Source organism: Halosolutus sp. YCN4, assembly GCF_059736495.1.
Window position 1 is genome coordinate 361,487 of the sequence record NZ_JCASSM010000002.1, and the last position, 14,872, is coordinate 376,358.

Below are 14,872 nucleotides of genomic sequence, written 5' to 3' on the forward strand. Positions count from 1 at the left end.
CGGTCGATTACGGGACGTCGTCGCAGTCGATCAGACCGCGTCCGTTCCGGTCTTGCCGGTCCGGATCTGGTAGGCGCTCTCGACGGGGGTGACGAAGATCTTCCCGTCACCCGGTTCGCCGGTGTGTGCGCCCGCGCTGATCGCGTCGACGACTTCGTCGGCGGGGATGTCCGCGACGACGCACTCGATCTTGACCTTCTGGTGGAGGTCGACGGTGTACTCCTCGCCGCGCCACTGCCCCGTCTTGGCGGGCTGGGAGCCGCGCCCGGAGACGTTCGTGACGGTCAGCGAGGGGGCACCGGCTTCGGCCAGCGCCGTCTTGACCGCGCCGAGGCGATCGGGGCGAACGATCGCGGTCACCATCTTGATCTCGCCGGCGTTGGGGGTCCCGCCGTCGGAACGAAGTTCCGACGAGGATCGCCTCTCACTGCTCGGCTCACCGCCGTCGGAACGAAGCACTTCGGTGCCGGCCGCCCCGCCGTCGGTTGCGACTTCCGGCTTGCCGAACTCGGGGTAGGTGTCGACGCCGTGTTCGGAGACGTCCAGCCCGTCGCGTTCGTGCTCGGGCGTGACGCGAGCCTGTCCGGCGGCCTTGAAGGCGAACCAGATGAGGGCGGTCGCACCGACCGTCCACGCGGTGATGATGAGGACGCCGGTGAGCTGAGCGATGAACGCGTTCGCGACGCTATCGACGACGCCCGGCGCGGCGACGAACGGGAACAGCAACGTCCCGAGGATCCCGGCCGAGCCGTGGACGGGGAACACCGCACAGACGTCGTCGATCTTCAGCTTCTGTTCGACGAACTCGAAGACGATCGGGAGCTGCGCGCCGGCGAGTCCGCCGACGACGAACGCGCCCCACCACGCGGCGGTGTCGGGGATCGCGGTGATGCCGACGAGGCCGGCCAGCAGGCCGTTCGCGACGTACAGCGTGTCGACTTTGCCGGTCTTGAGCCAGGCGACGAAGCCGGCTCCCATCGCGCCGCAGGCCATCGAGATCGTGGTGGTCATGGCAACGCGGCCGAGCTGGTCGCCGAGGAACGCGCCCTCGCCGATGATGGCCGAGGTGCCGACGTTGAAGCCGTACCAGCCGAACGCGAGGACGAGCGTCCCCAGCACGGCGAAGGTCAGCGAGTGGCCCGGAATGACGTTCGCGGTGCCGTCGTCGTTGTACCGATCCATGCGCGGGCCGAGCACCCACGCCGCGGTGAGGCCGGCGATGCCGCCCATCCCGTGGACGATCATGCCGCCCGCGAAGTCGGCGAACGGCGTGCCGGTGAGCGTCTCGATGTGGCCGCCGGCCCACGTGATCCCGGTGACGACGGGGTAGATGACCGCGGCCAGCAGGAAGGTGTAGGTGACGTACGCGCGGAGCTTCGCCCGACCGGCGACCGCCCCGGAGACGATCGTCGCCGCCGTCATGGCGAAGACCGCGCCGTACAGCCAGCCGATCCAGCTGCTCGCGTCGCCGGTGAACGCGGGTTCGAAGCTGCCGCCGGCGACGACGCTCTCGATCCCGACGCCGATCAGGAAGAAGACCGTCACGCCGACGCTCCAGGTCAGCAGGTTCTTCGTCAGCTGGTTCGCCACGTTCTTCGAGCGCACCTGCCCCGCCTCGAGCATGGCGAAGCCGGCGTGCATGAAGAAGATCAGGAACGTGGCCACCAGGATCCACGTGTTGTTGATCGCCTCGATCAGCATCTCGGGGTCCGACTGCAGGAGCGTCGACTCCATCAACGGCTCACCCCCGGCGGTTTCGTCCCGCGATCGATCGTTTGTAGACGCTCGTCCACATGTGGACTACGTGATTTCATGGATGTCTTCTGATTCACGTCTAATCCCGACGAACTTGCCTAATATAAGGGTTAGCGTTGACGCTTGGCTAATTATTGGGGTGTAATAGGGACGACCGAACAACTCTAGAGGGGATATACTGTGTATAAGGGTGTTGAATTTTGCGTATTTTTCGATCCGAGGCTATACAGCCCGCGTTTGTAAACCCAATTTCGGGGCTTGCTGGCGTGAAACCCCCTCGATCCGGCGCAAAAGAACGCGATTCGGCTCCCGCGCGGCAGATGTTGCCGCCCGGGACGCGCTGCCGATCGGTCGCTGGACGTTCGTCCGAATGCGCGCCGGGGTGTGGCCTGAAGACCGCTCACGTCACAGTCGCGCCGCGACGTCCTCGGCGAAGTAGGTCAGAATCAGGTCCGCTCCCGCCCGCTTGATCGACAGCAGCGATTCGAGCGCGACTTCCTCGAGGTCGAGCCACCCCTTCTCGGCGGCGGCGTGGAGCATCGCGTACTCGCCGGAGACGTTGTAGGCGGCGACGGGGTGGTCGAACTCCCGTCGAACGTCGCTGACGACGTCGAGGTAGGGCAGGGCAGGTTTGACCATCAGCACGTCCGCGCCCTGGTCGGCGTCGAGTCGGACCTCGCGCATCGCCTCGCGGGCGTTCGCGGGATCCATCTGGTAGTGTCGGCGGTTCCCGAACGCCGGCGCGCCGTCCGCGGCGTCGCGGAACGGGCCGTAGAAGGCGCTCTCGTACTTGGCCGCGTAGCTCATGATCGGGACGTGTTCGTATCCTGCGTCGTCGAGCGCGTCGCGAATCGCGGCGACCATCCCGTCCATCATGCCGCTGGGCGCGATCATGTCGGCCCCCGCCTCGGCCTGCGAGACGGCGATCTTCTCGAGGGAGGCGAGGGTGGCGTCGTTGTCGACCGTCAGCGTCGGCTCGCAGGCGGGGCCGCCGTCCGCGACGTCCTCGCCGCGGAGTTCCTCCTCGAGCGGGCCGCAGTGGCCGTGATCGGTGTACTCGCAGAGACAGGCGTCCGCGATCACGTAGGCGTCCGTCTCGCGGGTGATCCGTCGCGTCGCCTCCTGGACGACCCCGTCGTCGGCCCACGCGCGCGTTCCCTCGGGGTCCTTGGACTCGGGGATGCCGAACAGCATCACCGCCTCGACGCCCGTCTCGAGGACTTCCTCGACGCGGGCGACCGATTCGCCGATCGGCACCCGCTCGTGGCCCGGCATCGACTCGATCGGGACGCGCTCGTCGGTCGTCGCGTCGACGAACACCGGTGCGATCAGGTCCGCCGGGTCGAGGCGCGTCTCGCTGACGAGGCCGCGCACCCGGTCCCGTCGAAGCCGCCGGGGACGGTGTGTAAGATCCATACGCGAGCATTCGGCGGCGGGCGCAAAAACGACTCGCTCGCGATCCTGGGTCGCGACGACGCAGTCACGACGGGCGGACGGCTCATACGGTTTACTGTAAGTCATTTCCGGCGCAACCGCGATCCGGGCGGCGGTTGCGCCGGTACATTGGTACAGCAATCCGTATCAGCCCGAGGTACCCCACTCCCGGAGTTCGCCGTCGACCACGACCCGACTCCCGACGTCGTCGAACGTGACGCCGCCGTAGGCGACGCGACTGCCGGGACCCACGTAGATGCCCACGGTGCCACAGTCCGCCGCGCGGGCGGTCGTGAGCGTCGCGTCGACGTTCTCCCGGAACCGGAACGACTGATGATCCGCGCCCGTCGCGGTGATCGTACTCAGTTTCAGGTCGTCCATGTCGTCGAAGACGATCGCGTTCGTGAAGGCGCCGTCGACGGTGAGATTCGAAATCGCGGCGCCGTCGAACCCGCTCGCGTACAGCCCCGATCCGGCGGCCAGACCGTCGTCGTCGGTCCTGATGGTCACGTTGTCGATCGTCAACTCCCGCCGGCCGCTCTCGAGTTGGCCCAGCGAGATGCCTCTCGCGTTGTCGATACACGAGACGCTCTCGATGGTCAGGTCGTCGATCGCCGCACCGGTGTCGCCTCTGATGGCCGAGTGCTGGCATCCGGTGATGTATCCGTCCCTGATCGTGATCGACTCGTTGCCGTCGCGGTGGACGTGGACGCCGTACTCGGGGCCGTTCCCGGGGTCGATTTCGAAGTTCTCGAGCCTGCAGTGTTTCACGGGCGTTCCGTCGTCCCCCGTGCGCCGATACTCGTCGCCGTCCTGTACGCCGTTCGCGGCCGTGTCGCCGTTCTGGTTGTCGAACTGGATCGGCGCGTCCGAGTCGCCGTCCCCGCCGCGGGTCGCCCGGAAGCCGTTCACGACGACGTTCTTCGACGACACGACGTCGATGTGGTGATAGCGTATCGCGTCGCCGTAGATGTTCTCCAGGCGGACGGTTTCGGCGTGGGCCGGCAGGATCCCGTTCGAGTCCGGCGAGTCGATGCGGACGTTGCAGACGCCCCAGTTGGACGCGCCGTCGTAGCCGCTCGCGTCGTACCCCCTGTTGGTGAGGAGCGCCCGTCCTTCGTCGCCGTCGGAGCGGGACCCCTCGAGGACGGTCGATCGCCCCGCGCCCACGAGGAGCGTATCGTCGCCCACTAGCGGGGTCCGTTCGAGGAGGTATCGGCCCGGCGGGAAGTAGACGATCCCGCCGCCGGCCTCGGCGACCGTCTCGAGGAGTTCGTGGACGGCCTGGCCGACCTCGGTCGCCCCGTCCCCCTCGATTCCGTGGGCCTCGACGTTCCACACGGGCGTCTCTTCGGTCCGTGCGTGGGCGATCCGCGCCGTCTCGAAGTGACTCGTTCCCGGCACCGGCCGATCGGCACTCCCTCGGCCGCTGACGTAGACCCAGTCGTCGCTCGCGGCGTCCCAGCGCCAGGTGATCCCCTGGTCGGTCGCGTGGTACAGTTCGTCGTCGTACTCGCCCGTCGCCGGTCGCTCGGCGATTGGGCCGCGAACGATGGCGTGCTCGTCGACCGCCTCGACCGTGTCGGTGTGGTCCCACTCCTCGCCGGGGCCGTACGTTCCCAGGCCGAGTCGTGGCGTTCGATCGACCATGGTCACTCGCGTCCGTACGTGCGTCCGTACGCCGTCCCGTACCCGCGCCCGGACGCGGTTTCAGTTCCCGATCGATCGTCCGTGCCGGCCGACGATCGATCGTCCGCGCTGCCCGAACACCCCGCGAGCGTCGCGCAACTACCCGACGCTACGAGGAGCACGTCTCGTCGCCGCAGTCCTGACCCGTCGATCTGACGATACAATTTCCGAGAAATACGCCCTCGAACTGTCAAATATCTTCCGCCGCCGGTCGCGATCGCGCGTCAGGCCATCGCCTCGTCGCCGATATCCGGGTTCTCGCGGACGAACGCGACCAGTTCGTCGACGTAGGATTCGAACGGCGGGCAGTCGATCCCGGTCCCCGCGAGCGCCCGGCGCGTGTTCGGACACGCGTACCGCGTCGGATGATCGAGGTAGTCGATCGTCGCCGGTTCGGCCGGTATGCCGCGCGCCGCGGCGGCCCGCATGAGTCGCTTCGTGATCGGTTTCGTGCCGGGGATCGACACGACGCGGTGGCCCGCCGCGTCGGCGATCGCGTCGACGAAGTCCGGCACCGGAAGGGGTGCGGGATCGCAGAGCTGGTAGACCTCCCCGACGGCGTCCTCGCGGCCGCTCAGGTGGGCGATCGCGTCGATCACGAAGTCCCGCGGGACGACGTTGAGTTCGGCGTCGGTCGCGCCCGGCAGGCCGGTCGTGACCGAGAGCGCCGTCGGCTGGGAGAGGATCAGCCGGAGCAGGTAGTACGGACCGTCGTACTTGCCCGTCTCGCCGGTCTCGCTGTCGCCGACGACGATCGCGGGGCGGTAGATCGTCGCGGGGAGCCCCGCCTTCATCCGTTCCTGGACGAGGACTTCGGCCTCGTACTTCGTCCGCTCGTAGTGATTGTTGAACGACTGCCCCTCCCGCAGGTGCTCCTCGGTGAAGACGCCGTCGTAGCGGCCGCTGACGTAGCACGTGCTGACGTACTGGAACCGATCGACGTCGAGGTCCTCGGCGGCGTCGAGGACGTGTTCCGTCCCCCGGACGTTCACCGCCTCTGCGGGTCCGGGGTCGACCGCGAGGTCGTAGATCGCGGCGAGGTGGTAGAGTTCGTCGACGGCGCCGAGACCCGCGAGGCCGTCGTCGCCGAGTCCGAGATCGGACTCCGTGATGTCTCCCTCGTAGAGCCGAATGCGATCGTCGTCCGGACCGGCGATCTCGGCGGCCCGTCGCTCGGCTAGCTCCCGGTACTTCGGCTGGACGAGGCAAGCGATCGGACCGTCGCCGCGGGCGAGCAGGCGCTCGATCAGCGCCGAGCCGAGGAAGCCGGGGAAGCCGGTGAGCAACACCCGCGGCTCGCGCGTCCCGTCGCTCATCGGACCCACCGTCGGAGCGCCGAGACGATCGGAAGTCGCCGCTGCAGGCGCGTCAGGGCGATCATCCCGCGGGCGTACCACGAGTTCGGGACGCCCGGCGGCGCGTCGAGCGGCCCGATCCGGGAGGTAGCGATCGTCCGCGGTTCGAGGTAGCGCTCGATCCCTTCGCGGCCGTGGCGTCGGCCCAGGCCGGAGTCGCCGACGCCGCCCATCGGGGCGTCGACGGCGGCCCAGCCGGAGACGTAGGCGTCGTTGACGCAGACGGTGCCGCAGTCGATCTCGTGGGCGACAGCGCGGCCCCGGTCGCGATCGCCGCTCCAGACGCTCGCGTTCAGGCCGTAGTCGGAGTCGTTGGCCCGCTCGATCGCGGTCGCGGCGTCGGGCACCGGTTCGACCGAAACGACGGGGCCGAACGTTTCCTCGCAGGCGACCGTCGAATCGGGCTCGACGTCGGTCAGGACCGTCGGCTCGTAGCAGTACGGCCCGACGTCGGGCCGGTGGCGACCACCGGTGAGCACCGACGCGCCCGATTCGATCGCGTTCTCGACGTGGGAGTCGACCCGATCGAGCTGATCGCCGTCGATCAGCGAGCCGACGTCGGCCTCGAAGTCGAAATCGGTGCCCAGTGAGAGCCGACGCGTCGCGCCGACGAACGCGTCGCAGAAGTCGTCGTACAGCGGTTCCTCGACGTAGATCCGCTCGGCGGCGAGACAGAGCTGGCCGGCGTTCGTGAAACAGGCCTGGACCGCGCCGCGGGCGGCGGTCCCGACGTCGGCGTCGTCGAGGACGACCAGCGGGTTCTTCCCGCCGAGTTCGAGCGAGCAGTCGATCAGGTTCCGCCCGGCCTGCTCGGCGACGACTCGGCCCGTCTCGGTACTCCCCGTGAAGGCGACGTAGTCGACCCGATCGATCAGCGCCGGGCCGATGACCGGTCCCTCGCCCGTGACGACCTCGAAGACGCCCGCTGGCAGGCCGGCCTGCTCGAGTAATTCGGCCAGCGCAAGCGCGACGAACGAGGTCTTCTCGTCGGGTTTGAGGACGACGGCGTTGCCGGCGATCAGCGCGGGGATGGCGTCGGTCAACGAGAGCGTGACCGGGTAGTTCCACGGCGAGATGACGCCCACGACGCCGACCGGGTCGTACGTCACTCGCGCGGTCGTCGCCGGCGGGAACGCGCCGCGTCGCCGCTCGTCGGTGAGGGTGTCGGGTCCCCGATCGGCGTAGTACGAGCAGGTCAGCGGGACGTCGAGGATCTCCTCGACGGCGTGGTTGCGGGACTTGCCCGTCTCGAGTTGCAGGAGGTCGAGCAGTTCCGCCCGGCGTTCGAGCACGAGGTCGCCGAACCGATCGAGGATCGCGGCGCGTTCCTCGACGGGCCGATCGGCCCACTCCGTCTGGGCCCGGCGAGCGCGTTCGACTGCGGCGTCGACGTCCCGCTCCGTACACGCGGGGATCGTTCCGATCTCGGCGTCCGTGGCGGGTGCCCGGACGGCGATCGTGTCGGTACCCGCGGCGGGGACGCGGTTCGAAAGCGTCTCCAGCCGACTGGGCGCGAGTCCGGCGTCGGCGAGGATGGCGGATGGTAACTCCGTATCGGGTGCCATGGCTCAGTTTCGTTCAGCATAACTGTTCGTGCAGTGATGTTTCTTTGCGTTGCGGCGACTGTTCTCCCGTCCGAATCAGGCGATCGAGTCGGCGCCCTCGAAGGCCGCGCGGACCCGATCGGCGACCGTCGTCTCGTCACCGGCCGTCGAGACCGCCAGTGCGGCCCTGATTCGGGCCTTCCACGGCGGGAGGTCGCCGCCCGCGATCGCGCCGCCCTCGAGCAGGGTCTTCGCGCCGCCGGGGCCACCGTACAGTCCGGCCGTCGTGCCGGCGTGACAGCGCGAGGTGAGCACGACCGGCACGCCGGCGTCGATCGCGTCTTCGAGCGCCGCGCCGAGGTCGCCGGTCGCGTTCCCGAGGCCGGTGCCGGAGACGACGATAGCGTCAACGCCCTCCTCGAGCGCGCGCTCGACCTGCCGGCCGTCGACGCCCATCGCGTTCGTGACGAGTTCGACCCGGACGTCGGGGTCGATTCGCGCGCCCGGGATCGGGTCGACGTCGCGTCCCGGCTCGCGGAGGAACCGGAACCCGTTCGGGGTGCGTTCCGCGACCGGGCTCGCGTCGGGCGACTGGAAGGTCTCGAGTTTGCTCGTGTGCGATTTCACGACCCAGCGGGCGGCGTGGACGGCGTCGTTGAACGCGAGGTAGCTGCCGCCGGCCGCTCGAAACCGCTCGTGGCTGGCGGCGCGGACCGCCACGAGAAGGTTCGTCGGGCCGTCGGTTCCCAGCTGGTCGAAGGGCCGCTGTGCGCCCGTGAAGACGACCGGCACGTCGGTCTCGGTGACCAGCGCGCAGTAGTAGGCCGACTCGGCCATCGTGTCGGTGCCGTGGGTGACGACGACGCCGTCCGCGCCTTCTTCTGCGGCGCGCTCGACCGCGTCGACGATCCGTCCGGCGGTCTCGAAGTCCATCTGGAAGCCCGAGACCTGGCAGACGTCGTCGACGTCGATCGCGGCGTAGTCGGCCAGTTCCGGGACGGCCTCGACGAGGTCGTCGCCCGACTCCGAGGGGGTCTTCCCGCTTTCGCCCTCGCCGGAGGTGCTCGCGATCGTTCCGCCCGTGCTGACGACTCGAACGTGTGGCATGCCCGTCTCTCTCGTCCCGAGGCAGTAAGTCTCTCCGCGATCGACCGGCGGCCGACCGGCGAATCAATACCCTCATTGGCCGGCGCCGGTGACTGAGAGACGAACGCGTGTACCGACTGGCAGACGACGAGACGTCGACCCTCGAACGCGAATGATCCGTTGGCGCTACCGAGAGACCGTCCTGACGCTGTGTACGCTCGCCTTTTTCGCGACGATGGTCGGTCGACTGGCGATCAGTCCGGTGGTCCCGCTGATCACCGACGAGTTCGGGGTCTCGAACTCGGTGATCGGAATCGCGCTGTCGGGGATGTGGATGGCCTACTTCGCCAGTCAGTTCCCGAGCGGCGTCCTCGCGGACCGCTTCGGGGAGCGCCCCGTGATCCTCGTCGCCGTCGGGGGAACCGCGATCGCGAGCCTCTTTCTCGCGGTCGCGCCGCTCTTTGCACTCTTCGTGGTCGGAACGATCGCCCTCGGCGGCGTCGCCGGACTCCACTACAGCGTCGCGACGACGCTACTGGCCCGGACCTACGACGAACTCGGAACCGCGATCGGCGTCCACAACAGCGGCGGTCCCGCGGCCGGCCTGATCGCCCCGCCGATCGCGGCCTGGATCGGCGTCCGGTACGGCTGGCGGCCGGCGGTCGCGATCGGCGCCGTGATGGCCGTTCCGGTCGCCGTGCTGTTCGCGTGGCGGATCCGCCCGACGGAGCCGCGCCGGCCCGACCAGCCCATGCGCGAACGGTTCGAACTCGGGCCCGTCGTCGCGTTGCTCTCCCGTCCGGAGATCGCTTTCCCCGTCGTGCTCGCGACTCTCGGCGCGTTCGTCTGGCAGGCGACCTCCTCGTTCCTGCCGACGTTCCTGGTCGCCCACCGCGACCAGTCGACCGAACTCGCCGGCGTTGTCTTCGCGGCCTACTTCGTCGTGCAGGCGATCACGCAGGTCGGCGTCGGGGCGGCCTCCGATCGGTACGGGCGCGACGTCACTACGGCGGCCTGTATGGTCCTCGCTGCCTCCGGGTTCGTCATGCTGGTCGCCGTCCCGGGACCGATCGCGCTCGGCGCGGCGGTCCTGCTGATCGGAATCGGCCTCGGCTGGGGAGCGGCCCTACTGCCGCGGTTCATGGACGTCCTCTCGGACGCCGAGCGGGGGGCCGGCTTCGGCCTCGTCAGGAGCGTCTACGGTTTCGTCGGCGCGCTGGGATCGGTCGTGACCGGCACGCTGGCCGACCTCTTCGGCTGGGGCGTCGCCTTCGCCGTCCTCGCGGCCCTGCTCGCGCTCGTGTTCTGCGCGCTCGCCGTTAACTGGGCGCTGTCGCTCGGCTACTGAGATGGACCGATCGTTACGGGGCCGTCGACCCCGGTGTTTCGACTGGAACAACGGGCCGGGTGTTTCTCCCGTAGTCACGATCGCGCTATATACGCCAGCGGAGCTCTTCGCGTCGATGGCTACGCCGCAACGAACTATCGTAGCAACTGAAAGTCGATGCACACCTGATCACAGGACGGCTTTGCGATCGGTGTGTAAATCGTTTCAGTTGCTACTATCGAGGAGCGGCACGGTGTACGGACTGCGGCCGGTCGATGGCAGTCTGGCTCTCGGCGGGCGACGTCGTTCACTCGATCGGATGCACCGACGGCTGTCCCTGCGGCGGGACGGCGTTTCGAGTGCTCGCGTAATGGGGAATCGCGTCAGTGCGCTCGAGCGCCGATCCCCCACGTCGCCTGAAAGCCCCGGCCTTTAGCCGCTTCGCGGCGTCGGTTCGGTGTGTCGAGCACCGAGGAAGCGGTCCGGACGCTGTCCGATCTCGGCCTCACGGAGTACGAGGCACGCTGTTTCGTCGCATTGACTCGCATCTCCACGGGGACGGCCAGAGAGATCAGCGAGGTCGCCGACGTTCCCCGATCGCGGGTCTACGACACGATCGAACGGCTCGAGCGGAAGGGACTGGTCAGCGTCCAGCAATCCGACCCGCGCCAGTATCGCGCCGTTCCGGTCGAGACGGCGTGCGAGCGACTCCGCGACGCCTACAACTCTCGGATCGACGCCGCAGAAACCGCCCTCCAGCAGGTCGAACATCCGGGCTCCGTGAAGAACGAGGGGATGTGGTCGATCTCGCGAAGCGAGTACGTCACCGATCGCGTCGTCGCCTTTCTCGAGGACGCCGCCGACTCGATCCACCTCCTCGTCGCCAGCGAGGAGGTGATCGGCGATCGCGTCCGCGAGCACCTCCGCGACGCCGCCGATCGGGGCGTGAGCGTGTTCGTCGAAGTACCCACGGGCGACCACCGGGCCGCATTCGAAGCCGAAGTTCCGAACGCGTCGGTCGTCGTCGCGCCGGATCTCGACGCCCCCGACCCGGTGTACGGCGAATTGCCGGCGAAGCTGCTGCTGATCGACGGGGAATCGGTCGTCGCGACCGGCATCAAAGAGCGCGGGCATCCGGACGTCGTCCAGGAAACGGCGGTCTGGACGTACGGCCGCGATCACGGGTTCGCCGTGTGGATGCGCGAACTGCTGGACAACCGACTCGCGAACCTGTCGGCCGATCGAGAGTCGAATCGGTCGGAATCCTCGGATCGCTGATCGGAATCCAGGCGCGATCGATCGAGTGAACGATCGTGTGTACGCACCCCTACAGGGGATCCTTCGGTCGCGGCGTCGGAGGTCGTATATAAATGCACGGTCGTTCAGGGTCACCGACGTGTCACCCGGCCGCTCGATCCCGGTCGCTCGTGCCGGTTTTAGGCCGTCCTAGCTCGATCGATCGTCGACGTCACAGGGGAGACAGTGCATACTTTTAAGTGTCCGTCCCTCGTTTGACCCTGCTAGCAATGGCCATAGATCCACAATTTACGGAAAACCGTGAAAACGTCGACGAACACAACGGCCACGAGGTCTGGGGGCCGGTCGACGAACCCGAGGAACTCGGTATCCACGGCACGCACGTCGCGGTCGACTTCGACCTCTGTATCGCGGACGGGGCCTGTCTCGAGGACTGCCCGGTCGACGTCTTCGAGTGGGTCGACACGCCGGGCCACCCCGAAAGCGAGCGGAAGGCCGACCCGGCCAACGAGGCCCAGTGCATCGATTGCATGCTCTGCGTGGACGTCTGCCCGGTCGACGCGATCGACGTCGACGCCGGCCGGACGGCCTGATACGGTTTACAGTAAGTCATTTTCGGCGCAACCGCGATCTGGGCGGCGGTTGCGCCGGTACATCGTTATAGCAATCCGTATGACGGCTCGGATCGATCGAATCGACGCGAAAATCCTCGTTACTCGGCGCGGTCGACGTCGACTTGCTCCTTGAGCGTCTCGAGGCCGTCGGCTTCGGCGAGTTCCTGCAACCGCTCGCGGAAGTGTTCCTCGCAGAGGCCGACTTTGAGTCCTTCGGATTCGGCAGCGAAGGCGGCCTCGCGGTCGCAGTAGTGGCAGTTCATAGACGCCCATTGGGACCACTCCGCATTGAACCCTCCGCTATCGACCCATAGTTCTGTCACCGGTCTGCCAGCCCGAGCCGACGGTACTCGTCGGCGGTGAGGCCCGCGAGGCCGAGTTCGTCGCCGTGAGCGTCGCTCCCGCCGGTCACGAGCAGTCCCTCCCGTTCGATCGCCCGCTCGACCGGCCCCAGGTCGACGTCCCGATCGTAGGGATAGGGCAACTCGACGGCGTCGAGGTCGCCCGCGTGGGCGAGGGCCCGCTCCGGGTCGCCGTACCGGAGTGGATGGGCCAGCGACACGATCGCACAGGCGTCGGCGAGCACGCGCCGACCGCGATCGAACGACGGGATCTCCCGCGCCACGAAGCACGGGTCGCCGTCCCCGATGAGGCCGTCGAAGGCGTCCCGGTAGTCGTACTCGACGTCGGGATGGGCCGCGATCGCGCGGGCGACGTGGGGTCGGCCGAACCCCTCGTCGACGGTCACGCCGAGGTCGACGCCGAGGCGGTCCTCGACGCAGTCGACGATGGCCTGCCCCCGCTCCCGGCGGTTCGCCTGGATTCCCTCAACCAGTGCCGCGAGGTCGGCGGTCGGTTCGACGCCGTATCCCAGCAGATCGACGCGCTGCGGGCCGTCTCCGCCGGTATCGGTTTCCGCAGTCGCGTCCGTCAGTTCGACCCGGAGTTCGATTCCGTGGACGATCGTCACCCCCTCGCGTTCGATGGCAGGGTCGTCGAACGGCTGTAGTCGATCGTGGTCGGTGAGGGCGACGACGTCCACGCCGGCGTCGCGGGCTGCGGCCGGGACCGCCTCGAGTTCGAGTTGGCCGTCGGACCGCGTCGTGTGGACGTGCAGATCGGCGTACGGCATACCGCACTCGAGTCACGCCGCCCGGAAAGGCGTTTCTCATACGGCCTTCGGTCGGTTCGAAGACGGGTCGCCGGCCGCCGATCGCACGTGTACGGCGTCGTCTCGAAGGCCCCTCTAGCAGTATTAGGTATGGGATCACGCTAGAGAACGTATATGGACAATGTTTATAATTATCGTTCACGCAGGTTTGCGTGTAATGCTGCTCAATGGCACCGGCGAAGTCATCGACGACTACGAGTACCCCGCGACAACCGAGGAACTGATCGCAGAACACGGCGACCGTACCCTCGAACTCCCGAACGGCACCGAGACGGTCGCAGAGGTACTCGCCCGCCTCGAGTCCGAAACCTTCGAAACCCCGGAGGACGCCCGCTTCGCCGTCTACTCTGCAGTGAGCGACAAGGCGATCGGTCGCGTCGGTTACAGCGACCGCGATCCGACGCCGGTCGGCAGTCCGTACGCGCCGGACGCCGTCTCGTTCTAGGGACCGAACTTTTTTACCGGGGACATCGCGACCAGCCGAAGGCAGGTCGCTCGATCCCCGCCGAAAGACGTCGATGAAAACAGGCCGAGCGCGAACTTCGTTCGCACTCGGGGAAATCGGTCGCTTCGCGATCGGTACGCCTGACGCTCGTCTCGAACCGGGTCAGTCCAGAAATTCGATCGCGTCGTCGAGGTCCAGCGGAACCGATCCCTTCCGGTAGCCCTCGACGTGGCCGTCCGGGCGGACGCGGTAGACGACCGCCGGTCGGTGGCGGACGTCGGGTTGTTCCCCGCGAACGGCGTTCCAGGCGTCGTCACGGAAACTCGAGCAGTCGACGAACAGGGTCGCGCCGCCGCCGTGTTCGGCGAGCTGGCCGTTGGTCTTCGTCTCGGCGGTGTCGCGGACGGCCGCGACCGGGCCGGCGGCGGCGCGGTTTTTCGGCGGTTGCGGGCGCGTGACCTCGACGAGACGGTTCGTCTCGTCGTCTTTCGCGCGGAAGTCGAGCGAGTGGCCCGTCGTCACCTCGATTTCGGGGACGACGTCGTAGTCGGCGTCGACGAGGATCTTCGCGGCGATGAACTCGGCCATCGCGGCGCTCATCCGGACCCGATCGACGTGATCGCTGGTACCGAGTTTGCCGGACATGACGTGTCGGTACTCGTCGAGCGCGCCCGTCGCGAGGAAGTCCTCGAAGAACTGCGTCGTTTCGCGACGGCCGGCATCGGGGAAGCCGGCGGCGTGTTCGCGGAAGAACGCCCGCGTCGATTCGCGGCCGTCCTTGGACATGAAGACGGGAAGGAAGAACCACGAGATGTGCGGGTAGTCCGCGAGCCACGGATCATCCTCGTGGAGCGTCGAGAGCAGTTCCCGCTGGGTCCAGCGGGCGACGTGATACGGAATCTCGCGCCAGCCGAACTTGTCGGTGCGCCACAGCGACGACGGCGTCTCCGTGTTGCCCATCCAGTAGGCGCCGTCGTCGCTGTGCGCGAACAGTGCGACGTCGCCGTTTGCCATCTCGAAGCGGTGCGTCGTCCAGTCGGCACCGATGTCGTATCGCGGTGCGACCGCGGTGGCCCCGATGTTCGATCGGAGCGGCTGGAGAATGTCGTGTCGAACGCGCTGCTCGCTCCAGGTTTCGGGCGAGTATCGAAAGCGAAGGGGCCGTGCCACACGGTCACTACGGCTCCGGGGTGCA

Annotated in this window: 13 protein-coding genes; 4 read left to right on the plus strand and 9 right to left on the minus strand. The window is 67.9% G+C overall.

Annotated features, from left to right (window positions below; translation table 11 throughout):
* Positions 1 to 30 precede the first annotated feature (30 nt).
* The 6 genes from AC6I6X_RS07945 to AC6I6X_RS07970 all read right to left on the minus strand — a co-directional run bounded on the left by AC6I6X_RS07945 (position 31) and on the right by AC6I6X_RS07970 (position 8,884).
* Positions 31 to 1,734, minus strand: a complete 1,704-nt coding sequence (locus tag AC6I6X_RS07945) for an ammonium transporter (protein ID WP_497929988.1) — start codon at positions 1,732 to 1,734, stop codon at positions 31 to 33.
* 426 nt (positions 1,735 to 2,160) lie between these two features.
* Positions 2,161 to 3,171, minus strand: a complete 1,011-nt coding sequence (gene hemB, locus AC6I6X_RS07950; protein ID WP_497929989.1) for a porphobilinogen synthase — start codon at positions 3,169 to 3,171, stop codon at positions 2,161 to 2,163.
* A gap of 165 nt (positions 3,172 to 3,336) precedes the next feature.
* Complete coding sequence (locus tag AC6I6X_RS07955) at positions 3,337 to 4,839, minus strand: glycosyl hydrolase family 28-related protein (protein ID WP_497929990.1); 1,503 nt, start codon at positions 4,837 to 4,839, stop codon at positions 3,337 to 3,339.
* A 263-nt stretch (positions 4,840 to 5,102) separates the two neighbouring features.
* Complete coding sequence (locus AC6I6X_RS07960) at positions 5,103 to 6,194, minus strand: SDR family oxidoreductase (RefSeq protein WP_497929991.1); 1,092 nt, start codon at positions 6,192 to 6,194, stop codon at positions 5,103 to 5,105.
* Positions 6,191 to 7,798 carry a succinic semialdehyde dehydrogenase gene (locus AC6I6X_RS07965; RefSeq protein ID WP_497929992.1) on the minus strand — a complete coding sequence of 536 codons (1,608 nt, stop codon included), beginning with the start codon at positions 7,796 to 7,798 and terminating at the stop codon, positions 6,191 to 6,193. Before AC6I6X_RS07965 ends, AC6I6X_RS07960 begins: the two co-directional genes overlap by 4 nt.
* A 75-nt stretch (positions 7,799 to 7,873) precedes the next feature.
* Positions 7,874 to 8,884: an asparaginase gene (locus tag AC6I6X_RS07970; RefSeq protein WP_497929993.1), complete on the minus strand. Its 1,011-nt coding sequence runs from the start codon at positions 8,882 to 8,884 to the stop codon at positions 7,874 to 7,876.
* Positions 8,885 to 9,035: 151 nt separating this feature from the next.
* On the opposite strand from AC6I6X_RS07970, the gene AC6I6X_RS07975 reads away from it, so the two are divergent.
* The 3 genes from AC6I6X_RS07975 to AC6I6X_RS07985 all read left to right on the plus strand — a co-directional run bounded on the left by AC6I6X_RS07975 (position 9,036) and on the right by AC6I6X_RS07985 (position 12,040).
* Positions 9,036 to 10,211, plus strand: a complete 1,176-nt coding sequence (locus tag AC6I6X_RS07975; RefSeq protein WP_497929994.1) for an MFS transporter — start codon at positions 9,036 to 9,038, stop codon at positions 10,209 to 10,211.
* 438 nt (positions 10,212 to 10,649) lie between these two features.
* Complete coding sequence (locus AC6I6X_RS07980) at positions 10,650 to 11,468, plus strand: TrmB family transcriptional regulator (protein WP_497929995.1); 819 nt, start codon at positions 10,650 to 10,652, stop codon at positions 11,466 to 11,468.
* A 248-nt stretch (positions 11,469 to 11,716) separates the two neighbouring features.
* Positions 11,717 to 12,040 carry a 4Fe-4S dicluster domain-containing protein gene (locus AC6I6X_RS07985; RefSeq protein WP_250139090.1) on the plus strand — a complete coding sequence of 108 codons (324 nt, stop codon included), beginning with the start codon at positions 11,717 to 11,719 and terminating at the stop codon, positions 12,038 to 12,040.
* Between the two features lie 119 nt (positions 12,041 to 12,159).
* On the opposite strand, the gene AC6I6X_RS07990 is transcribed toward AC6I6X_RS07985, so the two are convergent.
* Both AC6I6X_RS07990 and AC6I6X_RS07995 read right to left on the minus strand, forming a co-directional pair.
* Positions 12,160 to 12,324: a DUF6757 family protein gene (locus tag AC6I6X_RS07990; RefSeq protein ID WP_173834868.1), complete on the minus strand. Its 165-nt coding sequence runs from the start codon at positions 12,322 to 12,324 to the stop codon at positions 12,160 to 12,162.
* A gap of 56 nt (positions 12,325 to 12,380) precedes the next feature.
* Positions 12,381 to 13,193 carry a PHP domain-containing protein gene (locus AC6I6X_RS07995; protein ID WP_497929997.1) on the minus strand — a complete coding sequence of 271 codons (813 nt, stop codon included), beginning with the start codon at positions 13,191 to 13,193 and terminating at the stop codon, positions 12,381 to 12,383.
* A gap of 196 nt (positions 13,194 to 13,389) precedes the next feature.
* On the opposite strand from AC6I6X_RS07995, the gene AC6I6X_RS08000 reads away from it, so the two are divergent.
* Positions 13,390 to 13,677, plus strand: a complete 288-nt coding sequence (locus AC6I6X_RS08000) for a DUF5789 family protein (RefSeq protein WP_497929998.1) — start codon at positions 13,390 to 13,392, stop codon at positions 13,675 to 13,677.
* 162 nt (positions 13,678 to 13,839) lie between these two features.
* Here AC6I6X_RS08000 and AC6I6X_RS08005 read toward each other — a convergent pair whose 3' ends face one another.
* Entirely contained in the window at positions 13,840 to 14,847 is a 1,008-nt protein-coding gene (locus AC6I6X_RS08005; protein WP_497929999.1) for a DUF5784 family protein, read from the minus strand.
* Positions 14,848 to 14,872: the final 25 nt, after the last annotated feature.